The 23,706-nt window shown below is 70.7% G+C and carries 33 protein-coding genes and 1 riboswitch; of the genes, 32 read left to right on the plus strand and 1 reads right to left on the minus strand.

The features are described 5' to 3' along the window. Positions 1-68: 68 nt before the first annotated feature. The 22 genes from rplN (at position 69) to truA (ending at position 12,650) form a co-directional block, all read left to right on the plus strand. Complete coding sequence (rplN, locus tag AC5L36_RS04790) at positions 69-437, plus strand: 50S ribosomal protein L14 (protein ID WP_441214119.1); 369 nt, start codon at positions 69-71, stop codon at positions 435-437. 2 nt (positions 438-439) lie between these two features. After that, a complete protein-coding gene (gene rplX / locus AC5L36_RS04795; protein ID WP_441214120.1) occupies positions 440-754 on the plus strand; it encodes a 50S ribosomal protein L24 in 315 nt (104 codons plus the stop codon). Further along, the gene (rplE, locus tag AC5L36_RS04800) at positions 754-1,323 is read left to right on the plus strand and encodes a 50S ribosomal protein L5 (RefSeq protein WP_441214121.1); all 570 of its coding nucleotides are present in this window, start codon (positions 754-756) and stop codon (positions 1,321-1,323) included. The genes rplX and rplE overlap by 1 nt, the downstream gene beginning before the upstream one ends. 4 nt (positions 1,324-1,327) lie before the next feature. Continuing rightward, positions 1,328-1,513, plus strand: coding sequence for a type Z 30S ribosomal protein S14 (locus AC5L36_RS04805; RefSeq protein ID WP_173041252.1), 186 nt, complete (start codon positions 1,328-1,330; stop codon positions 1,511-1,513). A gap of 70 nt (positions 1,514-1,583) precedes the next feature. Continuing rightward, positions 1,584-1,991, plus strand: coding sequence for a 30S ribosomal protein S8 (gene rpsH, locus AC5L36_RS04810; RefSeq protein WP_441214122.1), 408 nt, complete (start codon positions 1,584-1,586; stop codon positions 1,989-1,991). A gap of 16 nt (positions 1,992-2,007) precedes the next feature. Then, positions 2,008-2,550, plus strand: a complete 543-nt coding sequence (gene rplF, locus AC5L36_RS04815) for a 50S ribosomal protein L6 (protein WP_441214123.1) — start codon at positions 2,008-2,010, stop codon at positions 2,548-2,550. Continuing rightward, positions 2,547-2,936: a 50S ribosomal protein L18 gene (rplR, locus tag AC5L36_RS04820; protein WP_441214124.1), complete on the plus strand. Its 390-nt coding sequence runs from the start codon at positions 2,547-2,549 to the stop codon at positions 2,934-2,936. Before rplF ends, rplR begins: the two co-directional genes overlap by 4 nt. A gap of 13 nt (positions 2,937-2,949) precedes the next feature. Beyond that, a complete protein-coding gene (gene rpsE, locus AC5L36_RS04825; RefSeq protein ID WP_441214125.1) occupies positions 2,950-3,570 on the plus strand; it encodes a 30S ribosomal protein S5 in 621 nt (206 codons plus the stop codon). Beyond that, positions 3,570-3,752, plus strand: coding sequence for a 50S ribosomal protein L30 (gene rpmD / locus AC5L36_RS04830; protein ID WP_173158455.1), 183 nt, complete (start codon positions 3,570-3,572; stop codon positions 3,750-3,752). The genes rpsE and rpmD overlap by 1 nt, the downstream gene beginning before the upstream one ends. After that, positions 3,752-4,195 (plus strand): 50S ribosomal protein L15, encoded by a 444-nt coding sequence (gene rplO / locus AC5L36_RS04835; RefSeq protein ID WP_441214126.1) that lies wholly within the window; start codon positions 3,752-3,754, stop codon positions 4,193-4,195. The genes rpmD and rplO overlap by 1 nt, the downstream gene beginning before the upstream one ends. 248 nt (positions 4,196-4,443) lie before the next feature. After that, positions 4,444-5,772, plus strand: coding sequence for a preprotein translocase subunit SecY (gene secY / locus AC5L36_RS04840; RefSeq protein ID WP_441214127.1), 1,329 nt, complete (start codon positions 4,444-4,446; stop codon positions 5,770-5,772). Beyond that, positions 5,773-6,426: an adenylate kinase gene (locus AC5L36_RS04845; RefSeq protein ID WP_308710657.1), complete on the plus strand. Its 654-nt coding sequence runs from the start codon at positions 5,773-5,775 to the stop codon at positions 6,424-6,426. A 45-nt stretch (positions 6,427-6,471) separates the two neighbouring features. After that, a complete protein-coding gene (gene map, locus AC5L36_RS04850; RefSeq protein ID WP_441214128.1) occupies positions 6,472-7,314 on the plus strand; it encodes a type I methionyl aminopeptidase in 843 nt (280 codons plus the stop codon). Between the two features lie 86 nt (positions 7,315-7,400). Then, positions 7,401-7,910, plus strand: coding sequence for a DUF1707 SHOCT-like domain-containing protein (locus tag AC5L36_RS04855; RefSeq protein WP_441214129.1), 510 nt, complete (start codon positions 7,401-7,403; stop codon positions 7,908-7,910). A gap of 185 nt (positions 7,911-8,095) precedes the next feature. After that, positions 8,096-8,317 carry a translation initiation factor IF-1 gene (gene infA / locus AC5L36_RS04860; RefSeq protein ID WP_007073013.1) on the plus strand — a complete coding sequence of 74 codons (222 nt, stop codon included), beginning with the start codon at positions 8,096-8,098 and terminating at the stop codon, positions 8,315-8,317. Positions 8,318-8,345: 28 nt separating this feature from the next. Continuing rightward, a complete protein-coding gene (gene rpmJ / locus AC5L36_RS04865; protein ID WP_043965539.1) occupies positions 8,346-8,459 on the plus strand; it encodes a 50S ribosomal protein L36 in 114 nt (37 codons plus the stop codon). Positions 8,460-8,617: 158 nt separating this feature from the next. Next, complete coding sequence (gene rpsM, locus AC5L36_RS04870; protein ID WP_173056641.1) at positions 8,618-8,998, plus strand: 30S ribosomal protein S13; 381 nt, start codon at positions 8,618-8,620, stop codon at positions 8,996-8,998. 18 nt (positions 8,999-9,016) lie between these two features. After that, positions 9,017-9,424, plus strand: coding sequence for a 30S ribosomal protein S11 (rpsK, locus tag AC5L36_RS04875; protein ID WP_030329919.1), 408 nt, complete (start codon positions 9,017-9,019; stop codon positions 9,422-9,424). Positions 9,425-9,440: 16 nt separating this feature from the next. Next, positions 9,441-10,067 (plus strand): 30S ribosomal protein S4, encoded by a 627-nt coding sequence (gene rpsD / locus AC5L36_RS04880; RefSeq protein ID WP_441214130.1) that lies wholly within the window; start codon positions 9,441-9,443, stop codon positions 10,065-10,067. A 90-nt stretch (positions 10,068-10,157) separates the two neighbouring features. Continuing rightward, positions 10,158-11,180: a DNA-directed RNA polymerase subunit alpha gene (locus AC5L36_RS04885; RefSeq protein WP_173056640.1), complete on the plus strand. Its 1,023-nt coding sequence runs from the start codon at positions 10,158-10,160 to the stop codon at positions 11,178-11,180. A 32-nt stretch (positions 11,181-11,212) separates the two neighbouring features. Next, positions 11,213-11,773, plus strand: coding sequence for a 50S ribosomal protein L17 (gene rplQ / locus AC5L36_RS04890; protein ID WP_441214131.1), 561 nt, complete (start codon positions 11,213-11,215; stop codon positions 11,771-11,773). A gap of 67 nt (positions 11,774-11,840) precedes the next feature. Next, the gene (gene truA / locus AC5L36_RS04895; RefSeq protein WP_441214132.1) at positions 11,841-12,650 is read left to right on the plus strand and encodes a tRNA pseudouridine(38-40) synthase TruA; all 810 of its coding nucleotides are present in this window, start codon (positions 11,841-11,843) and stop codon (positions 12,648-12,650) included. Here truA and AC5L36_RS04900 read toward each other — a convergent pair. Further along, positions 12,639-13,439 carry a hypothetical protein gene (locus AC5L36_RS04900; RefSeq protein WP_441214133.1) on the minus strand — a complete coding sequence of 267 codons (801 nt, stop codon included), beginning with the start codon at positions 13,437-13,439 and terminating at the stop codon, positions 12,639-12,641. The genes truA and AC5L36_RS04900 overlap by 12 nt on opposite strands. Before the next feature lie 108 nt (positions 13,440-13,547). Here AC5L36_RS04900 and AC5L36_RS04905 point away from each other — a divergent pair, with 108 nt between their 5' ends. The 10 genes from AC5L36_RS04905 (at position 13,548) to thiC (ending at position 23,665) form a co-directional block, all read left to right on the plus strand. Beyond that, positions 13,548-14,147 carry a class I SAM-dependent methyltransferase gene (locus AC5L36_RS04905; protein ID WP_441214134.1) on the plus strand — a complete coding sequence of 200 codons (600 nt, stop codon included), beginning with the start codon at positions 13,548-13,550 and terminating at the stop codon, positions 14,145-14,147. Between the two features lie 32 nt (positions 14,148-14,179). After that, positions 14,180-15,820 (plus strand): ABC-F family ATP-binding cassette domain-containing protein, encoded by a 1,641-nt coding sequence (locus tag AC5L36_RS04910; RefSeq protein WP_441214135.1) that lies wholly within the window; start codon positions 14,180-14,182, stop codon positions 15,818-15,820. A 32-nt stretch (positions 15,821-15,852) separates the two neighbouring features. After that, a complete protein-coding gene (locus AC5L36_RS04915; protein WP_441214136.1) occupies positions 15,853-17,562 on the plus strand; it encodes a copper resistance CopC/CopD family protein in 1,710 nt (569 codons plus the stop codon). A 408-nt stretch (positions 17,563-17,970) separates the two neighbouring features. Continuing rightward, positions 17,971-18,079: riboswitch (TPP riboswitch) on the plus strand. Beyond that, positions 18,073-18,696 (plus strand): thiamine phosphate synthase, encoded by a 624-nt coding sequence (thiE, locus tag AC5L36_RS04920; RefSeq protein ID WP_441214137.1) that lies wholly within the window; start codon positions 18,073-18,075, stop codon positions 18,694-18,696. Its footprint overlaps the riboswitch before it by 7 nt. After that, the gene (thiO, locus tag AC5L36_RS04925; RefSeq protein ID WP_441214138.1) at positions 18,693-19,718 is read left to right on the plus strand and encodes a glycine oxidase ThiO; all 1,026 of its coding nucleotides are present in this window, start codon (positions 18,693-18,695) and stop codon (positions 19,716-19,718) included. The genes thiE and thiO overlap by 4 nt, the downstream gene beginning before the upstream one ends. Then, positions 19,715-19,915 (plus strand): sulfur carrier protein ThiS, encoded by a 201-nt coding sequence (thiS, locus tag AC5L36_RS04930; RefSeq protein ID WP_441214139.1) that lies wholly within the window; start codon positions 19,715-19,717, stop codon positions 19,913-19,915. The genes thiO and thiS overlap by 4 nt, the downstream gene beginning before the upstream one ends. 2 nt (positions 19,916-19,917) lie before the next feature. Then, on the plus strand, positions 19,918-20,682 hold the full coding sequence (locus AC5L36_RS04935; protein ID WP_441214140.1) for a thiazole synthase: 765 nt from the start codon (positions 19,918-19,920) through the stop codon (positions 20,680-20,682). Then, the gene (locus AC5L36_RS04940) at positions 20,682-21,284 is read left to right on the plus strand and encodes a thiamine phosphate synthase (protein WP_441214480.1); all 603 of its coding nucleotides are present in this window, start codon (positions 20,682-20,684) and stop codon (positions 21,282-21,284) included. The genes AC5L36_RS04935 and AC5L36_RS04940 overlap by 1 nt, the downstream gene beginning before the upstream one ends. Then, entirely contained in the window at positions 21,281-22,072 is a 792-nt protein-coding gene (gene thiD, locus AC5L36_RS04945) for a bifunctional hydroxymethylpyrimidine kinase/phosphomethylpyrimidine kinase (protein ID WP_441214141.1), read from the plus strand. The genes AC5L36_RS04940 and thiD overlap by 4 nt, the downstream gene beginning before the upstream one ends. A gap of 9 nt (positions 22,073-22,081) precedes the next feature. Further along, complete coding sequence (thiC, locus tag AC5L36_RS04950; RefSeq protein WP_441214142.1) at positions 22,082-23,665, plus strand: phosphomethylpyrimidine synthase ThiC; 1,584 nt, start codon at positions 22,082-22,084, stop codon at positions 23,663-23,665. Positions 23,666-23,706: the final 41 nt, after the last annotated feature.

Genomic DNA, 23,706 nt, shown 5'->3' on the forward strand with positions numbered 1-23,706 from the left:
TAAGCCGACCGTTCCGCCAAGCTCCGCCGGCTGGTCCCGCGGAGAACTGGCAGACATAGGAGATAGACGTGATTCAGCAGGAGTCGCGACTGCGCGTCGCCGACAACACGGGTGCCCGGGAAATCCTGTGCATCCGCGTGCTCGGCGGCTCGGGTCGGCGCTACGCCGGTATCGGCGACGTCATCGTGGCCACGGTCAAGGACGCGATCCCGGGCGCGGGTGTCAAGAAGGGCGATGTCGTCAAGGCGGTCATCGTCCGCACCGCGAAGGAGAAGCGGCGCCCGGACGGGTCGTACATCCGCTTCGACGAGAACGCCGCTGTGATCATCAAGGACGGCGGTGACCCGCGTGGCACCCGCATCTTCGGTCCGGTGGGCCGCGAGCTGCGGAACAAGCGGTTCATGAAGATCATTTCGCTCGCACCGGAGGTGCTCTAACCGTGAAGGTTAAGAAGGGCGACACGGTCGAGGTCATCGCCGGCAAGGACAAGGGCGCCCGGGGCAAGGTCATTCAGGCCCTGCCGCGGGAGAACAAGGTCATCGTCGAGGGCGTCAACCGCGTCAAGAAGCACACCCGCATCCGCACGACCCAGCGTGGTGCCAAGACCGGCGGCATCGTCACCCAGGAGGCGGCGATCCACGTCTCCAACGTGATGGTCGTCGACGGGGACGGCAAGCCGACGCGCGTCGGCTACCGCTTCGACGACAACGGCCAGAAGGTCCGCATCTCGCGCCGCACCGGTAAGGACCTGTGATGACTGCCCCGACCGAAACCAAGATCGCGCCGCGCCTCAAGGAGCGGTACCGCAGCGAGATCGTGGCGAAGCTGAAGGAACAGTTCAACTACGCCAACCCGATGCAGGTGCCGGGCCTCGTCAAGATCGTGGTCAACATGGGTGTCGGCGACGCCGCCCGGGACGCCAAGCTGATCGACGGCGCGGTCCGCGACCTCGCCACGATCACCGGGCAGAAGCCGCAGGTGCGCCGCGCGACCAAGTCGATCGCGCAGTTCAAGCTCCGCGAGGGTATGCCGATCGGCGCCAAGGTCACGCTCCGCGGCGACCGCATGTGGGAGTTCCTGGACCGGCTGCTGTCGATCGCGCTGCCGCGTATCCGTGACTTCCGCGGCCTCGACGCGCGCAAGCTCGACGGCAACGGCAACTACACCTTCGGTCTCACCGAGCAGTCGGTGTTCCACGAGATCGACCAGGACCGGATCGACCGGGTCCGGGGCATGGACATCACGGTGGTCACCACCGCGACGACCGATGACGAGGGCCGGGCGCTGCTGAAGCTCCTGGGCTTCCCGTTCAAGGAGAACTGACAACATGGCGAAGAAGGCCCTGATCCTCAAGGCCGCCAAGAAGCCAAAGTTCTCGGTGCGCGCGTACACCCGCTGCCAGCGGTGCGGGCGGCCGAAGGCGGTGTACCGCAAGTTCGGTCTCTGCCGCGTCTGCATCCGGGAGATGGCTCACCGCGGTGAGCTGCCCGGCGTGTCCAAGGCTTCTTGGTAACCAACTCTCTTCGCCGTAGGCCCGTGGGCGGTGCCCCGGGAACCCCGGCGAGAAAGGCTGATCTGAACCGATGACGATGACCGACCCGATCGCAGACATGCTGACGCGTCTGCGCAACGCCAACCAGGCGTACCACGACCGGGTGTCGATGCCTTACTCGAAGATCAAGGCGAACATCGCCGAGGTCCTCAAGGGCGAGGGCTACATCGCGTCCTGGGCCGTCGAGGAGCCCGAGGAGGGCGCCGTCGGCAAGCGACTGATCGTCGAGCTCAAGTACGGCACCAGCCGCGAGCGCAGCCTCGCCGGCATCCGCCGCGTGTCGAAGCCCGGCCTCCGGGTGTACGCCAAGTCGCCGGAGCTGCCGCGCGTGCTCGGCGGCCTGGGCGTCGCGATCATCTCGACGTCTCAGGGGCTGCTCACCGACCGGCAGGCCCGCAAGCGAGGGGTGGGCGGGGAAGTCCTCGCCTACGTCTGGTGACGGGAGATAGGTAGACATGTCGCGAATCGGACGTAAGTCGATCCCCGTTCCGGCGGGCGTCGACGTCAACATCAGCGGCCGCACCGTGCGGGTCAAGGGCCCGAAGGGCGAGCTGTCGCACACCCTCGCCGAGCCGATCACGGCCGAGCGGGGCGACGATGGCGAGCTGCACGTCAACCGGCCCAACGACGAGCGCCGCGCCAAGGAGCTGCACGGCCTCTCCCGCACCCTGGTCGCCAACATGATCGTCGGCGTCACCGAGGGGTACCGGAAGAGCCTGGAGATCAACGGCACCGGTTACCGCGTCACCGCCAAGGGCAAGGACCTGGAGTTCGCGCTCGGGTTCTCGCACCCGGTGCTGGTGCCGGCCCCGGAGGGCATCACCTTCACGGTGGAGCGCCCGACGCTGTTCCACATCGCCGGGATCGACAAGCAGCAGGTCGGCGAGATCGCCGCCAACATCCGGAAGATCCGCCCGCCGGAGCCGTACAAGGGCAAGGGCATCAAGTACCAGGGCGAGGTCATCCGCCGCAAGGCAGGAAAGGCAGGTAAGAAGTGAGCGCGACTCTGCTCAAGCGTCGCCGCGGCGTTGCCGCGAAGCGCGCCATCGGGCGGGCGCGCCGGCACTTCCGGGTCCGCAGGAACGTCTTCGGCACCGCCGAGCGTCCGCGCCTGGTGGTCACCCGCTCGCTGCGGCACATCACCGCCCAGATCGTCGACGACGCGAAGGGCCACACCCTGGTGTCGGCGTCGACGCTGGACGCGTCGATCCGGGGAGGCGAGGGCGACAAGAGCGCGCTCGCCGGCAAGGTGGGCGCCCTGCTCGCCGACCGCGCCAAGGCCGCGGGTATCTCCAAGGTCGTCTTCGACCGCGGTGGCAACAAGTACGCCGGGCGCCTCGCGGCTCTGGCGACGGCCGCCCGCGAAGCCGGACTCGAGTTCTAGGAAGGAAACACCAATGCCAGGTCAGCAGCGCCGAGGCGGCGGGTCCGGCGGCAGCGAAGGTGGCGGCCGTCGCGAAGGCCGCGGTCGCGGCCGCGGCGAGGGCAACGCGCCGGTCGAGAAGACCCCCCACCTCGAGCGGGTAGTCACGATCAACCGTGTCGCCAAGGTCGTCAAGGGCGGCCGTCGCTTCAGCTTCACCGCGCTCGTCGTGGTGGGCGATGGCGACGGCACCGTCGGCGTCGGCTACGGCAAGGCCAAGGAGGTGCCCGCGGCGATCGCCAAGGGCGTCGAGGAGGCCAAGAAGCACTTCTTCAAGGTGCCGCGCATCGCCGCCACCATCCCGCACCCGGTGACGGGTGAGGACGCCGCGGGCGTCGTGCTGCTCAAGCCGGCCTCGGCCGGTACCGGCGTCATCGCCGGCGGCCCGGTGCGCGCGGTGCTGGAGTGCGCGGGCATCCACGACGTGCTCTCCAAGAGCCTCGGCTCCTCCAACCCGATCAACATCGTGCACGCCACCGTCGCGGCCCTGAAGAGCCTCGAGGCTCCCGAGGCCGTCGCGGCGCGTCGCGGTCTGCCGGTCGAGGACGTCGCTCCCGCCGCCATGCTGGCGGCCCGTGCGGGGGTGACCGCGTAGTGGCACGCCTGAAGGTCACCCAGGTCCGGTCCGAGATCGGCGCGAAGAGCAACCAGCGCGACTCGCTGCGCTCGCTCGGGCTGAAGCGGATCAACGACGTGGTGGTCAAGGAGGACCGTCCCGAGATCAGGGGCATGATCTTCGCCGTCAACCACCTGGTGAAGGTCGAGGAGGTCGAGTAATGACGATCAAGGTCCACCACCTCCGGCCGGCTCCCGGCGCCAAGACCGAGAAGACCCGGGTGGGTCGCGGTGAGGGCTCCAAGGGCAAGACCGCCGGTCGTGGCACCAAGGGCTCGAAGGCCCGTAAGAACATCTCGCCGGCGTTCGAGGGTGGGCAGATGCCCATCCACATGCGCCTGCCGAAGCTCAAGGGCTTCAAAAACCGGTTCAAGGTTGTCTTCCAGGTCGTCAACCTGGAGCGGCTGGCCGAGCTCTTCCCTAATGGGGGCGAGGTCGGTCCCATCGAGCTGGCCAACGCCGGCGCGGTCCGCAAGGGCCAGCTGGTGAAGGTGCTCGGCACTGGCGATCTAGGCGGCGTGAAGCTCCAGGTGTCGGCGCACGCGTTCAGCGCGTCGGCCAAGGAGAAGATCACGGCTGCCGGTGGCACGGTCACCGAGCTGTAGGACAGTGTCGTGGCGCCCGCCAGTTGCTTCTCGCGACTGACGGGCGCCACGTCTACTATCTGCCGGTTCGTCCCAGTTGTACAATCGGTTCGCCCCGTAAATATAGTGAAGCGTGTATGTCCCCGGGCGCATCTGCCCGAACTCACACCGTACTGTTAGAGTCCGTTGCCAGTATGGATGTCGGGTGACCGCCCGACGCCCGACCCGTCCGCCACGATCCGGCGGCCGCCTCGCGCAGGAGGAAGACGTTGCTCTCCGCGTTTCTCAGTGCGTTCCGCACGCCTGATCTGCGCAAGAAGCTGCTGTTCACGATATTTATCGTGGCGATCTACCGGCTGGGCGCGACACTGCCCAGCCCCGGCGTGTCGTATGGCAACGCCCAGCGGTGTATCGAGGCGATGGAAGAGGGCACGCCCGGCGTCTTCACGCTGCTCAACCTCTTCTCCGGCGGCGCGCTGCTCTCGCTGTCCGTCTTCGCCCTCGGCATCATGCCGTACATCACGGCGTCGATCATCCTCCAGCTGCTCACCGTGGTCATCCCACGGCTCGAGCAGCTGCGCAAGGAGGGTCAGGCCGGCCAGGCGAAGATCACGCAGTACACCCGCTACCTGACCCTCGGTCTGGCGGTGCTCCAGGCGTCGGCGTTCGTGGCGCTGGCCCGATCCGGACAGCTGTTCAACAACCAGTGCGACCAGTGGCCGCTGATCCCCGAGGGCACGGGGCTGCCCATGTGGATCACCCTGGTCGCGCTCGTGGTCACGATGACCGCCGGCACCGGCGTGGTGATGTGGCTCGGCGAGCTGATCACCGACCGCGGCGTCGGCAACGGCATGTCCGTCCTGATCTTCACTTCGATCGCCGCCCGGCTCCCCTCCGAGGGCTGGCAGATCAAGGAGAGCCAGGGCTGGGGCAAGTTCTTCCTCGTCATCGCGCTGGTGGCGGTGGTCATCACCGCGGTCGTCTTCATCGAGCAGGCACAGCGCCGCATCCCGGTGCAGTACGCCAAGCGCATGATCGGCCGCCGTATGTACGGCGGGACGTCGACGTACATCCCGCTCAAGGTCAACCAGGCGGGTGTCATCCCGGTCATCTTCGCCTCGTCGCTGCTCTACCTGCCGCAGCTGGCGCTCCAGTTCGGCGACCCCAACGACCTCAACTCGTTCGAGGCGTGGGTGCAAAACCACCTGGCCAACCCGGCCGACTGGGTGTACATCGTCGTCTACTTCTTCCTGATCATCTTCTTCACGTACTTCTACGTGTCGATCACGTTCAACCCGACCGAGGTCGCGGAGAACATGAAGAAGTACGGCGGCTTCGTCCCCGGTATCCGCCCGGGCAAGCCCACCGCCGAGTACCTGGACTTCATCCTCAGCCGGATCACCCTTCCCGGCGCCATGTACCTGGGCCTGATCTCGGTCCTGCCGAACTTCTTCTTCATCTGGCTGGACAGCAGCGCTTACGTTAACTTCCCGTTCGGTGGCACCGCCGTGCTCATCATGGTCGGCGTCGGCCTGGAGACCGTGAAGCAGATCGAGAGCCAGCTGATGCAGCGGAACTACGAAGGGTTCCTGCGGTAGATGCGCCTCGTACTGGTCGGTCCTCCAGGGGCGGGTAAGGGGACCCAGGCCGAGTTCATCGCCGCCCACCTGGCCGTGCCCAAGATTTCGACGGGGGACATCTTCCGGGCCAACGTCTCCCAGGGCACGCCCCTGGGAGTGGAGGCCCGGCGGTACATGGACGCGGGTCAGCTCGTGCCCGACGAGGTGACCATCAACATGGTGCGCGAGCGGCTGGCCGAGCCCGACGCGGCCGACGGCTTCCTGCTCGACGGCTTCCCGCGCACGGTGCCGCAGGCCAACGCGCTCGACAAGCTGCTGGCCGACCTGGGCACGGCGCTCGACCTCGTCATGGAGCTCGTGGTCGACGACGACGAGGTGATCCGGCGGCTCTCCGGCCGGCGCACCTGCCGCGGCTGCGGCAAGATCTGGCACGTCGAGTTCGACCCGACCTCCCGCGAGGGCGTCTGCGACCGCTGCGGCGGGCAGCTGTTCCAGCGCGACGACGACAAGGCCGAGACGATCGCCAAGCGTCTCGAGGAGTACGCGGAGAAGACCGCACCGCTGGTCGACTACTACGGCGCGCAAAACAAGCTGGTCGGCATCGACGCCACCGGCCCGGTCGAAGACGTGACCGTCCGCGCGATCGACGCGCTTCGCTCCTACGGCGGCTGAGCGGCCCCGGCGGACCGCTGCCGGATGGACAGTTAGCCTCGAAGGATGCCGCGCCACCAACTGATCCAACTCAAGACCCCCGCGCAGATCGAGAAGATGCGGGCGGCCGGCCTCGTCGTGGCCGCCGCGCTCGCCCGGATGCGGGAGGCGGTCGCGCCCGGGGTCTCCACCGCGGACCTCGACGCGCTGGCCGAGTCGGTGATCCGAGACGCGGGCGCGGTGCCGTCGTTCAAGGGCTACCACGGATACCCGGCGTCGATCTGCTCCTCGGTCAACGAGCAGGTCGTGCACGCCATCCCGTCGCCCAAGCAGGTGCTGCGCGAAGGCGACCTGATCTCGATCGACTGCGGCGCGGTCCTCGACGGGTGGCACGGCGACGCGGCGATCACCGTGCCGGTCGGCGAGGTCGACCCGGCGCTGATCCGCATGGCCGAGGTCGCCGAAGACGCGATGTGGGCCGGCATCGCCGCCGCCGCGCGGGGCGCCGCCTCCGGGCGCGGACGGCTCACCGACATCTCGTTCGCCATCGAGGTCGCGGTCCGGCGGTCCGGCGGGCGGTACGGCATCGTCGACGGCTACGGCGGCCACGGCATCGGCACCGAGATGCACCAGGACCCGCACGTGCTCAACCACGGCCGTCCGGGCCGCGGGCCACGGCTGGTGCCGGGCCTGGCGCTCGCGATCGAGCCGATGATCACGATCGGCTCGCCCAAGACGGAGGAGCTCGACGACGGCTGGACCGTGGTGACCCGCGACGGCTCGGTCGCCGTCCACGTGGAGCACTCGATGGCGCTGCTGGACGACGGCGTGTGGGTGCTCACGGCACCAGACGGCGGCCGCGAGCGCCTCGGCGAGCTCGTGACCGCCCGCGAGCCCGCCCCCGCGTAGCGGCCGGCGGCCCGGGACCGTTTCGGGTCTCGGGGTCGCCGAGACGGCGTAGCCGCGACGTGGTGGAGAGTGCGATCCTCGTATCCATGGACCAGCGGGACCGGATGCGCGCCGCCGACTCCGACCGGGAGGCTGTCGTGGAGCGGCTGCGCACCGCGCTCAACGAGGGGCGGCTGGAGCTCCACGAGTTCGACGAGCGGGTGGTCGAGGCCTACCGGGCGAAGACCTACGCCGATCTCGACCGCCTCCTCACCGACCTGCCGGGTGTCGCGCCGGTGAGCCGCTCGCAGCTCGCACCAGCGTCAGCTCCCGCGATGCCCACGCCCGTCCCCGCCGCACCGCCCGGCACCGTGCCCCGCTGGCTCGCCGCGCTCTGGGGCACCTGGGCGGCCGCCGTCGGCATCAACGTCGTGATCTGGCTCCTGGTGAGCATCTCCAACGCCGAGCTTGTGTACTTCTGGCCGATCTGGGTGGCCGGTCCGTGGGGCGCCGTGCTCGTGGTCGCCACCATCGGCGGGCTGAGCCGGGGCGAGCCGCAGCGCTGGGCCGACAAACAGGCCCGCAAGCAGGAGCGACGGCGCCGCCGGGAGCGCTGACCGCTCGGTTTGCCGTCAATACATGAGCCGGCGTACACTGACTAGCTGGCGCGCAGCGTCCACTCCGGCATGCCCACCACGCGCTTCTGTGGGAGCCCGGAGCCGCGGCTGGCGCGGGTGATCCCTCACTCGTGTAAGACGGTGCGAGCCTGTCCGAAGAACCCGACGTCAGGACAGCGGAGGACATGCCCAAGAAGGACGGGGCCATCGAGATCGAGGGCCGGGTCATCGAGCCACTCCCGAATGCGATGTTTCGGGTGGAGCTCGCCAACGGCCACAAGGTGTTGGCCCACATCAGTGGCAAGATGCGGCAGCACTACATCCGCATCCTGCCCGAGGACAGGGTCGTCGTCGAGCTCTCGCCGTACGACCTCACCCGCGGGCGCATCGTCTACCGCTACAAGTGACCGTCGCCGATCGAGGTAAAGGCCAACCGTGAAGGTCAAGCCGAGCGTCAAGAGGATCTGCAACAAGTGCCGGGTCATCCGCCGGCACGGCCGGGTCATGGTCATTTGCAGTGACCCGCGCCACAAGCAGCGCCAAGGCTGACGCCACTCCAACAGAAGACGCTCGTCCCAGCCGCGGAAATCGCCGATCATCGGCGCGATTCGTGGCTGACCCCCGGTCGGAGGCCGGGGCCCGCCCGGGCAGGCGGGGTGGGGCGGGCACAGACCTCCGCGAACACACCACGAGGAGTACGCCCGCACATGGCTCGTCTAGTCGGCGTCGACCTCCCCCGCGAAAAGCGGATGGAGATCGCGCTCACCTACATCTTCGGGGTCGGTCGGACCCGCGCCATCGAGGCGCTGTCCGCGACCGGCATCAGCCCCGACAAGCGCGCCAAGGACCTCACGGACGAAGAGCTCGTTCAGCTCCGTGACTACATCGAGGCCAATTTCAAGGTCGAAGGTGACCTGCGCCGCGAGGTTGCCGCAGACATCCGCCGCAAGGTCGAGATCGGCTGCTACGCCGGCATCCGCCACCGCCGCGGCCTTCCGGTCCGTGGGCAGCGGACCCGCACCAACGCACGCACCCGCAAGGGTCCGAAGCGGACCGTCGCCGGCAAGAAGAAGCCCGGCAAGAAGTAACTAGGAGCGCACACACATATGCCACCGAAGGCTCGCGCCGGGGCCGCCGTCAAGAAGGTCCGGCGCAAGGAACGCAAGAACGTCGCCCACGGGCAGGCGCACATCAAGAGCACCTTCAACAACACCATCGTCTCGATCACGGACCCGACCGGTGCGGTGATCTCCTGGGCGTCCGCCGGTCAGGTGGGCTTCAAGGGCTCCCGCAAGTCGACCCCGTTCGCCGCGCAGCTGGCCGCCGAGGCGGCCGCCCGCCGTGCCATGGAGCACGGCATGCGCAAGGTCGATGTGTTCGTGAAGGGCCCGGGCTCCGGCCGGGAGACCGCCATCCGTTCGCTTCAGGCCGTCGGCCTCGAGGTCGGCCAGATCGCCGACGTCACGCCGCAGCCGCACAACGGATGCCGTCCGCCGAAGCGTCGCCGGGTCTGAGGGAGATCGAAGAGAGATGGCTCGTTACACCGGTGCTGACTGCCGCCGTTGCCGGCGGGAGAAGATGAAGCTGTTCCTCAAGGGCAGCAAGTGCGACGGTCCGAAGTGCCCGTTCGAGTCCCGGCCGTTCCCGCCCGGGCAGCACGGCCGCGGCCGCACCAAGGAGGGGGAGTACCTGCTCCAGCTCCGCGAAAAGCAGAAGGCCCGCCGCGTCTACGGCGTGCTGGAGAAGCAGTTCCGTGGCTACTACGACGAGGCCGTGCACAAGCCGGGCAAGACCGGTGAGGTGCTGCTCCAGATCCTGGAGTCGCGGCTCGACAACGTGGTCTACCGGGCCGGCTACGCCAAGTCCCGCGACATGGCCCGCCAGCTCGTCAAGCACGGCCACTTCCTGGTCAACGGCAAGAAGGTCGACATCCCCTCCTACCGGGTCAAGGAGCACGACATCATCGACGTGCGTCCGAAGTCCAAGGAGATGACGCCGTTCATCGTCGCGCAGGCCGAGGCCGGCTCGAAGACGGTGCCGGCCTGGCTGGAGGCGATCCCCAGCCAGATGAAGATCCTCGTGCACACCCTCCCGGCCCGGCAGGTCATCGACACCCAGGTCCAGGAGCAGCTGATCGTCGAGCTCTACTCCAAGTAAGAGCTCGTGGCCGGCGCGTCCTCGTGGCGCGCCGGCCGCCCAGTGGGCGGCGTCAAATAGCGGGCGCCCCGACACAAGGAGAAAACGCAAGTGCTCATCACTCAGCGGCCGACTCTCTCCGAGGAGTCGATCAGCGAGACCCGTTCGCGGTTCACCATCGAGCCGCTCGAGCCCGGCTTCGGCTACACGCTCGGCAACTCCCTGCGCCGCACGCTGCTGTCGTCCATCCCGGGCGCGGCCGTGACGTCGATCAAGGTCGACGGCGTGCTGCACGAGTTCACCACGATCCCCGGTGTCAAGGAAGACGTGGTCGAGCTGGTCATGAACGTCAAGGAGCTGTGCGTCAGCTCCGAGCATGACGAGCCGGTCAGCATGTACCTGCGCAAGCAGGGCCCGGGCGACGTCACCGCCGGTGACATCCAGCCCCCGGCCGGCGTGTCCGTGCACAACGCCGACCTCAAGCTCGCCACCCTCAACGGCAAGGGCCGGCTCGACATGGAGCTGACCGTCGAGCGGGGTCGCGGCTACGTCACCGCCGCGCAAAACAAGCAGGCCGGTGCCGAGATCGGCCGTATCCCGGTCGACTCGATCTACTCGCCGGTGCTCAAGGTGACCTACCGCGTCGAGGCGACCCGTGTCGAGCAGCGCACCGACTTCGACCGGCTGATCATCGACGTCGAGACCAAGGCCTCGATCGGCCCGCGCACCGCGCTGGCCTCCGCCGGCTCCACCCTGGTCGAGCTGTTCGGCCTGGCCCGCGAGCTGGACGAGACCGCCGAGGGCATCGACATCGGCCCGTCGCCGCAGGACGCGCAGCTCGCTGCCGACCTGGCGCTGCCGATCGAGGAGCTCGACCTGACCGTCCGGTCGTACAACTGCCTCAAGCGCGAGGGCATCAACACCGTCGGCGAGCTGATCGGCCGCACGGAGGCAGACCTTCTCGATATAAGGAACTTCGGTCAGAAGTCCATCGACGAGGTCAAGATGAAGCTCGCCGGGATGGGTCTGGGGCTGAAGGACTCGGCTCCCAACTTCGACCCGGCGCACGTCGTGGACTCCTTCGGCGAGGTTGACTACGACTCCGACGACTACCGCGAGACCGAGCAGCTGTAACCGGCTGCCGCCACAACGAGGAGCACCTGACGATGCCCACGCCCACGAAGGGCGCCCGCCTCGGCGGCAGCCCCGCCCACGAGCGGCTGATGCTGGCCAACCTGGCCACCTCGCTGTTCCGGCACAAGAAGATCACCACCACCGAGACCAAGGCGCGGCGGCTGCGGCCGCTCGCCGAGCAGCTGATCACCAAGGCCAAGCGCGGTGACCTGCACTCGCGGCGCCGCGTGCTGACCGTGGTCAAGGACAAGGACGTGGTCTTCGAGCTGTTCGACAGCATCGCCCCGCGGTACGCCAACCGCCCCGGCGGTTACACCCGGATCGTGAAGACCGGTCCGCGCAAGGGTGACAACGCGCCGATGGCGATCATCGAGCTGGTCGAGGAGCTGGTGGTCGCCGAGCCGCCGGCCAAGGCCGCCAAGGCCGCGAAGAAGACCGCCCGCAAGGCCACGGCACAGCGGGACAAGGTCGAGGCGCTCGCACCGGACGACGACGAGCAGGTCCCGTCGTCCAAGGTGGACGAGGAGACCGACACCACGGCCGAGGCCTCCGACGCGGACGCGCCGGGCGCCAAGGACGAGGTCAAGGACTGACCGCGAAAGCACGTTGATCAGGGCGTCCCTCACCAGGTGAGGGACGCCCTGATGCGTAGGAGGACGGATGACCCGGGTACGGCTGGACGTGTCGTACGACGGCACGAGCTTCTCCGGCTGGGCCGCCCAGCCGGAGCGCCGCACCGTGGCCGGGGTCCTCACCGAGGCGTTGGAGCGGCTGCTCGGCCCGCAGGCGGCCACCGGCCTCACGGTCGCGGGGCGCACCGACGCGGGCGTACACGCGACGGGACAGGTGTGCCACGTCGACCTGCCCGACGAGGAGTGGACCCGGCTGGCGTCGACGCTGGTGCGGCGGCTGGCCGCGCTGATGCCGCCCGACGCGCGGGTGCGGGCGGCCCGCCAGGTGCCGGCCGACTTCGACGCCCGCTTCTCGGCGACCTTCCGGCGGTACGAGTACCGGGTCACCGACGCGCCGTACGGCGCTGAGCCGCTGCGCCGCCACGACACCCTCGCCTGGCCCCGCCCGCTCGACGTGGACACGCTCAACGCCGCCGCGAAGGGCTTCCTGGGCGAGCACGACTTCGCGGCGTACTGCAAGCACAAGGAGCACGCCACCACGATCCGCGCGATCACCCGCCTCGACTGGCGCCGCGACCCGGACGGCACGGTGGTGGCGACGGTGCAGGCGGACGCGTTCTGCCAGGCGATGGTGCGCAGCCTGGTCGGGGCGATGCTCGTCGCCGGAGACGGCCGCCGCCCCGCCGACTGGCCGGCCGGCCTGCTCAGCCGCCGCGAGCGTTCCAGCGAGGTGACCGTCGCGCCGGCGCACGGGCTGACCCTCGTCGCCGTGGGCTATCCGGAAGATCCGGAGGAGTACGCTAGCCGCGCCGAGCTGACCCGGCGGCTACGAGGCTGACTGGACGGCCCGCCTTTCCAGCACCGTCCCGCGCAGGTACAGCTCCAGCATGTCGGCGAGGATCTGCCCGGCCTGGGCGTCGCCCGCCGGGATCGGCCGGCCGTCGACCCGTGCGGCCACGCAGTAGACCAGGTAGTGGCCGCGGACGTGCCACCCGACGTGGGCCGACGAGAGCGCGATCGCCTCGGTGCCCCGGCCGGCCACCATGCCCTGGAAGCGGCCGCGGCCGCCGTCGACCATCGACTTGATTTTCAGGCGCGCCCAGTTGGCGCCCTCGACGTCGTCCAGGTTGAAGATGCCGGCGGTCACCAGGTATCCGCCGGCGGGCGCGCGCAGCGTCCCGCGTACCACCTGATCGCACCCCAGGTCGGTGAGCAACTCGCCGATCTCGCCGCTCGCGGCCGCGGCGCAGCGGCGTTCCACGCGGGTCTTGAGCACCCGGTACGACGGCCGCGCCGGGTCGACCACCACCTCACCGCCGGGGAAGACCTCGGCGGGCGTGAGCGGTGCCGGGTCGGCCGCCCGGGAGCTGATGTCGCGAAACACGGTGACCGGCGGCGCCGCCCCGGACGCCTGGGCGTCCCGGCCCTGCCGCTCGTCGGCCACGATGAAGAACGAGCTCAGCCCGCACACCCCGAGCATCGCGAAGACCGTGAGCGCGGTGGTGAACGCCTGCCACGTGTGCTTTTGCGGGCGGGCGAGCAGCTCCGAGATCGAGCTGGGACGGGCGTGGCGGGGGCCGGTGTGCGCGTGTCGACCGGCGAATCCACCCCGATGCCCGTGAACCATGCCGGACAGGTTAATAGAACATGTTTCGCCAGATATGGCAATAGCAGGACACATCCCCGGAAGAGGGAACTTTCAGGACACGCAAACCCACGTGTGAGAATGCTCGGCGTGACCGAAGAGCACTACTTCAGCGCGCAACCCAGCGTGGGCGTGCGCCGCCGCGACGTCGAGTTCACCGCCGGCGGCCGGGAGTATGCGCTGGTCGCCGCCGGCGGTGTGTTCTCCGCCGACCGCCTCGACCCGGGCACGGCCGTCCTGCTGCGAAAGGCCGCGCTGCCCGGCGCAGGCGCCACCGGTCCGCTCCTCGACCTCGGCTGCGGCTACGGCCCCATCGCCTGCGTGCTCGCGACGTCCGCGCCCAGCGCCACCGTGTACGCCGTCGACGTCAACGAACGGGCCCGCGCGCTCGCCGCCGAAAACGCGACCCGGCTCGGCGCCGCCAACCTGCGGGTCGCCGCGCCCGACGAGGTGCCGGAGGACGTCCGGTTCGCGGAGATCTGGTCCAACCCACCCATCCGGATCGGCAAGCCCGAGCTGCACGCGATGCTCGACCGGTGGCTGCCCCGCCGGGCGCCGGACGGCGTGGCGTGGCTCGTGGTCGCCCGACACCTGGGCGGCGACTCGCTCCAGAAGTGGCTGGAAGAGCGCGGCCACCGGGTCGCCCGGCACGCCAGCCAGAAGGGATACCGCGTCCTGAAAGTCGGGTGACCGGCGGGCCACCGATCAGGGAAGATGCCCGCGTGGGTTACGTAGACGTCGCCGGAGTCGGGCACACACTCCCGGACGGCCGGGAGCTGTTTCACGACGTCTCGTTTCGGGTCGGTGAGGGCGCGAAGGTGGCGCTGGTCGGCCCCAACGGCGCCGGCAAGACCACGCTCCTGCGGATGGTGGCCGGCGACCTGCCCGTTACCAGTGGCGCGGTCGCGCGGGCCGGCGGGCTCGGCGTGATGCGGCAGTTCATCGGCATGATCGGCGACCAGACCGCCCTGCATGACCTCGCTCTCTCGCTCGCCCCGCCGCCGCTGCGTGCCGCGGGCGAGCGGCTGGCCGCCGCCGAGGCCGCGGTCCACGCCGACCCCACCGAGCGCAAGCAGATCGCGTACGCGAACGCCCTGGCCGCCTGGGGTGAGGCCGGTGGGTACGACGCCGAGGTGCTCTTCGACACTGTGGCCACCCTGGTGCTCGACAAGCCCTGGGACGAGGTCCGCGACCGCCCGGTGCGCACGCTCTCCGGCGGGCAGCAAAAGCGCTTCGCCCTGGAGCTGCTGCTGCGCGGCACCGACGAGGTGCTGCTGCTCGACGAGCCCGACAACTTCCTCGACGTGCCCGGCAAGCGGTGGCTGGAGGAGCGGCTGCGCGAGTCGGCCAAGTCGGTGCTGTACGTGTCGCACGACCGCGAGCTGCTGGCCAACACCGCCGACCGGGTCGTCGCGGTCGAGGGCGGCAGCGCGTGGGTGCACCCGGGCAGCTTCGCCTCCTGGCACGAGGCGCGGGCGGCCCGGCACGACCGGCTGGAGGAGCAGCGCCGGCGCTGGGACGAGGAGCACCAGAAGCTGCGCGAGCTGATGCTGATGTACAAGCAGAAGGCCGCGTACAACGACGGCATGGCCTCGCGCTACCAGGCCGCGCAGACCCGGCTGCGCAAGTTCGAGGAGGCCGGGCCGCCGCCGCTGCCACCGCGCGACCAGGACATCCGCATCCGGCTCAGCGGCGGGCGCACCGGCAAGCGCGCCGTGATGTGCGAGCAGCTGGAGCTCGACGGCCTCACCTACCCCTTCGACCTGGAGATCTGGTACGGCGACCGGGTCGCCGTGCTCGGCGCCAACGGCACCGGCAAGTCACACTTCCTGCGGCTCCTGGCGCGTGGCGGCTCCGACGGCAAGCCGTCCTCGGTGGACGGTGCGCTGCACGCCGCCGTCGACCACTCGGGCACCGCTCGGCTCGGCGCGCGGGTGCGGCCGGGACACTTCTCGCAGACGCACGACCGTCCGGAGCTTCAGGAGAAGACGCCCGTCGAGATCCTGTGGCGCGGCGACGACCACCGCGACGGGATGGACCGCCACGCGGCCATGAAGGCGCTCAACCGGTACGACCTGGCCGGGCAGGGCGACCAGCGGTTCGGCACGCTCTCCGGCGGGCAGCAGGCACGCTTCCTGGTACTGCTGCTGGAGCTGTCGGGAGCGACGCTGCTGCTGCTCGACGAGCCCACGGACAACCTCGACCTGGCTTCGGCGGAGGCCCTCGAAGAAGGGCTCGCCGCCTTCGCGGGCACGGTGGTGGCGGTGACGCACGACAGGTGGTTCACGCGGTCGTTCGACCGGTTTGTGGTCTTCGGTGACGACGGTGAGGTCAAGGAGACGCCCGAGCCGGTCTGGGATTGAACCATCCGGCGGCCAAATCCGAACCACACTGCATGAGACGCTGGGCGGCGGCGCTGCTGGCTGGGCTGTGCCTGGCCCTTCTCGTGCCGGCCGCCCCGGCCAGCGCGCACGCCGCCCTCGTGTCGACCACGCCCGAGCAGGGCTCGGTGATCGGCTCGTCACCGACCAAGGTCACGCTCACGTTCAACGAGCCGGTCGGCGTGATCCCCGGCCGGACGCAGGTCATCGCACCGGACGGCAAGCGGATCAACACCGGCGACCCGGTCGCGTCGGGCGGCACACTCACGCTGGACGTGCGGGTCGCCGACCGCCCGCTCGGCACCTACCTGGTCAGCTACCGCATCATCTCCGCCGACGGGCACCCGCTCTCGGGCGGCTTCATGTTCTCCGTCGGCGCACCTTCGCAGACCGCGCCGTCCGCGCTGGAGGACGACCCGTCGGTGGGCGTGCTGCTGGCGATCACCAAGTACGCCGGCTACGTCGGGCTCACGCTCGCCGTCGGGCCGCTGCTCTTCCTGGCGGTGCTGTGGCCGCGCCGCACCCCCACCCGCCGCCCCATGCGGCTCGTGCTGGCCGGGCTGGGGCTCGTGGGCGTGAGCACGGTGGGCACGTTCTGGCTCCAGGCGCCGTACACCTCGGGCGCCGGCCCGTTCGACGTGTCGCTGGGCGAGCTGCGCGACGTGGCGCTGAGCTCGTTCGGCCTCTGGACCGCGGTGCGGCTTGCCGTGCTCGTCGCGGTGGTGGCGCTGCTGCGTGTCCACTCGCCGGTGCGCGCGCCGTTCCCGGTGACGGTGCGCGCCCGCACGCTCGTCGGCGCCGGCGGTCCGCCCGTGCAGAGCGCGACGCAAGCCCCGGCCAGGGTGCGGCGGTCACCGTTTCCGCTGGCACTGCTCGGCGCGCTCGGGCTGCTCACCTGGCCGCTCGCAGGGCACGCGGCGGCATCCCCGCTGCCACCCGTGTCGGCGGTCGCGGACACCGTGCACCTGGCCAGCATGGCGGTGTGGCTGGGCGGCCTCGTCACGCTGGTCGGCTTCGTGCTGCGCAAGGGCTGGGCCGACCAGCGCGTGCTCGGCGTGATCCTGCCCGTCTGGTCACGCTGGGCGGCCGTCGCGGTGTGCTGGCTCGTACTCGGCGGCGTCGTGCAGGCGGTCATCGAGATCGGCGGGCTGGGCGCGCTCTTCGACACCCGCTACGGCCAGCTCATCCTGCTCAAGGCCGGCCTGCTGGGCGCGGTGCTGTCGGTCGCGTTCTTCTCCCGCCGGCTGGTGATGCGCCGCTCGCCGGCCCGCCTGGGCCGCCTTGTCGCGGCCGAGTTGGGGCTGGCGGCGGTCGTGCTGGCGGCGAGCTCGATGCTCGTGCAGACCACGCCGGGCCGCTCGGCCGACATCGAGGCACAGGCCGCCGCCGAGGCCGTCGGCTTTTCCACGACGCTCAACAGCCCGATCTACTCGGTGCAGTTCGAGATCTTTCCCGTGCAGATCGGTGAAAACAACACGCTGCACGCGTTCGTCTACACGCCCGCGGGCAAGCCGGTCGAGGTCGCCGAGTGGAAGGTGACGACCGCCCTCCCGGACAAAGGCATCCCGCCGATCCCCAACGCCGTGGTCTCGCTCCGCGGCAACCAGGGCATCGGCGCGATCACCTTCCCCTACCCCGGCAAGTGGGACCTGACCCTGACCATCCGCCTGGACGACCTCAACCAAGCGACCGTCCGCACCACGGTGGAAGTGCCCGCCAGCTGACGACTGGAACACCGCGGATGGGTGCGTATCCGCTGATCCGGTGGCATCGCCACCTCCACCGGCGCATCGGGCGGCAGCAGGTTGACGCCCCACAGATAGGCGGCGCTCAAACCAGCGATGGCCGCGCCCTCGGGCAGCAGCAGGGCTACCGCGTCACACCACAGGCGATGGTCGAGCGGCGTTTCGGCACTGACGAACACGTCCGGGAGAAGCCGTCGCCACGCCGGTCCGCGCAGCATCGCGCGGGTGAGGCGGCCCTCGGCGATCGCGGTGCTGGCCCTGAACGGCACGAAGCCCATCGACCTCGGTACGCGGGCGCGGCGGGGCACCCAGGCATCATGGCGTAACGCGCGTCTCACTCGCCGTCCTCTTTACGGCGGCGTTAACGGCGTCGTACTCTCGCCGAAGGAGTGACCCACGGGAGCCCGGTGCACCGGGCTGAGAGGAGGGCATGCAGCCCTCGACCGTCGAACCTGATCCGGGTAATGCCGGCGCAGGGAGGAGTGCTGCATGCGGCCGTTTCCCCGGCTTCACCTCATCACCGACACCCGCCCCGGGCGTGAGCCGCTCGCTGTGGTGGCCGCCGCCCTCGAGACCGCCGGCGACCAGCTCGCCGTGCAGGTGCGGGTGGAAGACGACGCGACCGACCGCGACGCTTACGAGCTGGCCGCGCGGGTAAGGGCGCTCTGTGCCGAAGCCGGGGCGACCTGCCTGGTCAACGACCGCCTGCACATCGCCCTGGCGGTGGGTGCCGACGGCGGGCACGTGGGCGCGCTCGACCTGCCGGTCGCGGCGGCGCGGCGGGTGCTCGGGCCGCGGGCGATCCTCGGCGCGACCGCGCGCGAGCCGGCGACCGCCAAGGCGGCCGTCGACGCCGGGGCCAGCTACCTGGGCGTCGGGCCGGCCTACGCGACCACCACGAAAGACGGCCTCCCCCCGCCGATCGGGGTCGACGGGGTCGCCGCCGTGGCCAGCGCGGTGGACGTGCCCGTGATCGCGATCGCGGGGGTGACGGCCGAGCGGATACCCGAGCTGCGGGCGGCGGGCGCGCACGGAGTTGCCGTGATCGGCGCGCTGTCCCGGGCCCCGGATCCGGCCGAGGCCGCCAGGGCGCTCTGGGACGCCCTGAAATGAACGACGTCACCGTCGTCGGTGCCGGCCCCATCGGGCTGGCGATCGCCTGGCGGTGCGCGGCGCGTGGCATGGCGGTGCAGGTGGTCGACGACGGGCGGCCGGGCGCGTGGCACGCGTCGGCCGGCATGCTCGGGCCGGTCGCCGAGGCGTACTTCGGCGAGGCCGCACTCACCGCCCTCCTCGTCGAGTCCGCGAAGCGGTGGCCCGCGTTCGCGGCCGAGCTGGGCACCGAGGAGATCGGCTACCGCGCCGAGGGCACGCTCGTCGTCGCGCTGACCGGAGACGACATGGCCGAGGCGGAGCGGCTGCGCGAGTACCAGGCGGGTCTTGGACTCCCGATCACGCCGCTGCGCCCCACGGAGCTGCGCGACCGCGAGCCGCTCCTGTCGCCGCGGGTGCGTGGCGGCGCGCACGCGCCCGGCGATCACCAGGTCGACCCGCGCCGGCTGGTGCCGGCGCTGCGCCGGGCCGCGGCCGCCGCGGGCGTGACCACCGTCCGCGAGCCCGGGCCCGCGCGGGTCACCGTCGTCGCCGCCGGCACCGGCTCGGCCGCGCTCACCGGCCTTCCGGTCCGTCCGGTCAAGGGCCAGATCCTCCGCCTCCGCGCGCCCGGCCACCAACCGCCGGGCTTCTCCCACGTCATTCGCGGGTACGCGGACGGTAGGCACATCTATCTCGTACCGCGACTGGACGGCGAGGTGGTCGTCGGGGCCACCGTCGAGGAGCGCGCTGACGCGCACGTCACCGCCGGCGGGGTGGTGGAGCTGCTGCGCGCCGCCGCCGACCTGGTGCCGGAGATCTACGAGTACGAGCTGGCCGAGGCGATCGCCGGCCACCGCCCCGGCACGCCCGACAACGCGCCGCTGATCGGCCCGCTCGGCGACGGCGTGATCGTGGCGACCGGCCACCACCGCCATGGCATCGTGCTCACCCCGCTCACCGCCGACCTGGTCGCCGACCTGGTGGAGACCGGGGTGCCGGATCCGATTTTGGGGCCGTTCGCACCTGGGAGGTTCGCATGAAGGTGGTCGTCAACGGCAACCCGCAGGCCGTGCCCGACGGCGCGACCGTCGCCGACGTCGTACGGGTCGTGACGTCGGTCGCGCGCGGGGTGGCGGTCGCGGTCAACGGCGAGGTGGTGCCGCGCGCCGGCTGGCCGGGCACGGCGCTGCGCGACGGTGACCAGGTCGAGGTGCTGACCGCGGCGCAGGGGGGTTAGCCGTGCAGATTGCTGGCGTGGAGCTGCGGTCGAGGCTGATCCTCGGCACCGGCGGGGCGTCCAATTTGGACATCCTGGAGCGGGCGGTCAAGGAGAGCGGCACCGAGCTCGTCACCGTCTCGCTGCGCCGGGTCGACACCGCCGCCACCATGAACGGCGGCCTGCTGGACATGCTCGACCGCTGCGGCGTTCGCGTGCTGCCCAACACCGCCGGCTGCTACACGGCCCGCGAAGCGGTGAAGGTCGCCCACCTGGCCCGCGAGGCGTTCGAGACGCCGTGGGTGAAGCTCGAGGTGATCGGCGACGAGCGGACTCTGCTGCCCGACGGGGTGGAGCTGCTGCGGGCAGCCGAAGAGCTGGTGACGGACGGGTTCCAGGTCCTGCCGTACACCACCGACGACCCCATCCTGGCCCGCCGCCTCGTCGACGCGGGGTGCGCGGGCGTGATGCCGGCGGGCTCGCCGATCGGCTCCGGGCTCGGGGTCTCCAACCCGCACCACATCCAGCTGATCCGCCAGTCGGTGGACCTGCCGGTGATCCTCGACGCGGGCATCGGCACCGCCTCGGACGCCGCCCTCGCCATGGAGCTCGGCTGCGACGCGGTGATGGTGGCCAGCGCGATCACCCGGGCGGCCGACCCGGTGCGCATGGCCGCGGCGATCCGCCACGCGATCCAGGCCGGACGGCTCGCCGCCGAGGCGGGGCGGATCCCGCGGCGCTTCCACGCGCTCGCGTCCACACCGGACGAGGGCAGGCCGCACCTTTGATAGTGCTGCTCACCGACCGCAGGCAGGCGCGGCGCCCCCTCGTCGAGGTGGTCGAGGCGGCGGTCGACGGCGGGCTGCGCCAGGTGGTACTGCGGGAAAAGGATCTCCCCCGCGACGAGCGCGTGGCGCTGGCGGAGGCCCTGCGCGCGGTGCTCGCGCAGGTCGACGGTCAGCTGATCGTGGCCGGGCCGGACCCGCTCGGCGGCAGCGCGGTGCACCTCGCCGCGGCCGGCCCGTACCCGCCGCCCGACCTCGCGCTCGTCGGGCGCTCGTGCCACGACGAGGGTGAGCTGGCGCGGCTGACGCGCGAGCACTACGCGATGGTGTCGCCGGTCTTCCCGACGCCGTCCAAGCCCGGATACGGTCCGCCGCTCGGGCTCGACGGCCTGGCCCGGCTGGTCGCCCGCTCGCCCGTTCCGGTGCTCGCGCTCGGCGGCGTCACGCCCGCCAACGCGGCCGGCTGCCTGGCCGCCGGCGCCGCCGGAGTGGCCGTGATGGGCGCGGTCATGCGAGCGGACGACCCCGCGGCGGTGGTTCATGACCTTCGCGGTGCGACGCTGTCCGTCAAAACCCCAGCCGGCCGGGGTGGGGTGTGGTCATGACACCTCCGATCGCGCTCACCATCGCCGGCTCAGACTCGGGCGGCGGTGCTGGCATCCAGGCCGACCTCAAGGTCTTCGCGGCGCTGCGGGTGTACGGCACGTCGGTCGTCACCGCGGTGACCGCCCAGAACACGCGGGGCGTGCAGGACGTCTACCCCATGCCGGGCAACGTCGTGAGCACCCAGCTCAACTCCCTCCTCGACGACCTGCCCGCGGCCGCGGCCAAGACCGGCATGCTCGCCACCGCCGAGGTCGGCGCGGCCGTGCTGGCCAAGGCGCGCGCGGGGCTGCTGCCCAACCTCGTCGTCGACCCGGTGCTCGCCTCGTCCAGCGGTCGCCGGCTGGGCGTGGTCGGCGCGATCGAGCGGCTGCTGCCGTACGCGCTGGTCGCCACGCCCAACCGCGAGGAGGCGTCCGCGCTGGTCGGCTGGCCGGTCACCACACCGGCCGACATGGCGGGCGCGGCCGGGCAGCTCGCCGCCGGCGGGCCCAAGTTCGTCGTGGTCACCGGCGGCGACATGGTGGCTGGCGACGAGGCGGTCGACGCGGTGTGGACGGACGCGGGCACTCGCTTCCTGCGCTACCCGCGCATCGTCACCCGCAATACGCACGGCACCGGCTGCACGTTCTCCGCGGCGGTCGCCGCGCGGCTGGCGCTGGGCGACTCGGTGCTCGACGCGCTGGCGTTCGCGAAGCAGTACGTCGCGCGGGCGCTGTCGGGCGCCCGCGACTGGAAGCTGGGCGGCGGCACGGGTCCGCTCGACCACCTCGATTGGAAAGCGATCTAAGGAGGCTCGATGTCAGCACGTCGGAAGGTGTACGTCGAGGGGTCCCGGCCGGATGTCCGGGTGCCGTTCGCGGAGGTGGACCTGACCGGTGGCGAGCCGCCCGTCAGGCTGTACGACACCTCGGGCCCGGGTTCGGATCCCGCCGTCGGGCTGCCGCCGTTGCGGGGACCGTGGATCGCGGAGCGCGGAGACGTGGCCCCGGTGCGGGGCGGCGGTACCCCGCTGGCGGGCGCACGGCCGACCCAGCTGGCCTACGCGCGCGCCGGCACGGTCACGCCGGAGATGGAGTTCGTGGCGATCCGCGAGGGCGTGCCGGCCGAGCTCGTGCGCGACGAGATCGCGGCCGGCCGGGCGGTGCTGCCGGCCAACGTCAACCACCCCGAGTCCGAGCCGATGATCATCGGGCGGCGCTTCCTGGTGAAGGTCAACGCCAACATCGGCACGTCCGCGGTCACCTCGTCGGTCGCGGAGGAGGTGGAGAAGCTGACCTGGGCGACCCGGTGGGGCGCGGACACGGTGATGGACCTGTCCACCGGCAAGCGGATCCACGAGACCCGCGAGGCGATCATTCGCAACGCGGCCGTGCCGATCGGCACCGTCCCGATCTACCAGGCCCTGGAGAAGGTCGGCGGCGACCCGGTGAAGCTCTCCTGGGAGGTCTTCCGCGACACGGTGGTCGAGCAGTGCGAGCAGGGCGTCGACTACATGACCGTGCACGCGGGCGTGCTCATGCGGTACGTGCCGCTGGCCGTCGAGCGGGTCACCGGCATCGTCTCCCGCGGCGGCTCGATCATGGCGGCCTGGTGCCTCGCGCACCACGAGGAGAACTTCCTGTACACGAACTTCGCCGAGCTGTGCGAGATCCTGGCGCGCTACGACGTGACGTTCTCGCTGGGCGACGGGCTGCGGCCCGGCTCGATCGCGGACGCCAACGACGAGGCCCAGTTCAGCGAGCTGCGGACGCTGGGCGAGCTGACGAAGGTCGCCTGGCAGCATGACGTGCAGGTCATGATCGAGGGGCCCGGCCACGTGCCGATGCACAAGATCAAGGAAAACGTCGACCTCCAGCAGGAGGTGTGCCACGAGGCGCCGTTCTACACGCTCGGGCCGCTGACCACGGACATCGCGCCCGCGTACGACCACATCACCTCGGCGATCGGCGCCGCGATGATCGGCATGTACGGCACCGCGATGCTGTGCTACGTGACGCCCAAGGAGCACCTGGGCCTGCCGGACCGCGACGACGTGAAGGCGGGCGTGATCGCGTACAAGATCGCGGCGCACGCGGCCGACCTCGCCAAGGGCCACCCGGGTGCGCAGGCCTGGGACGACGCGCTCTCCAAGGCGCGCTTCGAGTTTCGCTGGGAGGACCAGTTCAACCTGGCGCTCGACCCGGAGACCGCGCGGGCGTACCACGACCAGACGCTGCCCGCCCAGCCCGCCAAGACCGCGCACTTCTGCTCGATGTGCGGCCCCAAGTTCTGCTCCATGAAGATCACCCAGGAGCTCAAGGCGTACGCCGAGAAGGGCATGAAGGAGAAGTCCGAGGAGTTCGTCGAGGCCGGCGGGCGGGTGTACCTGCCGCTGACCTGAGACTTTCAAGAATTCACATCCGTAGGCGTGACTGGCGTTAG

The sequence above is a fragment of the Phytohabitans sp. LZ39 genome (assembly GCF_059359075.1).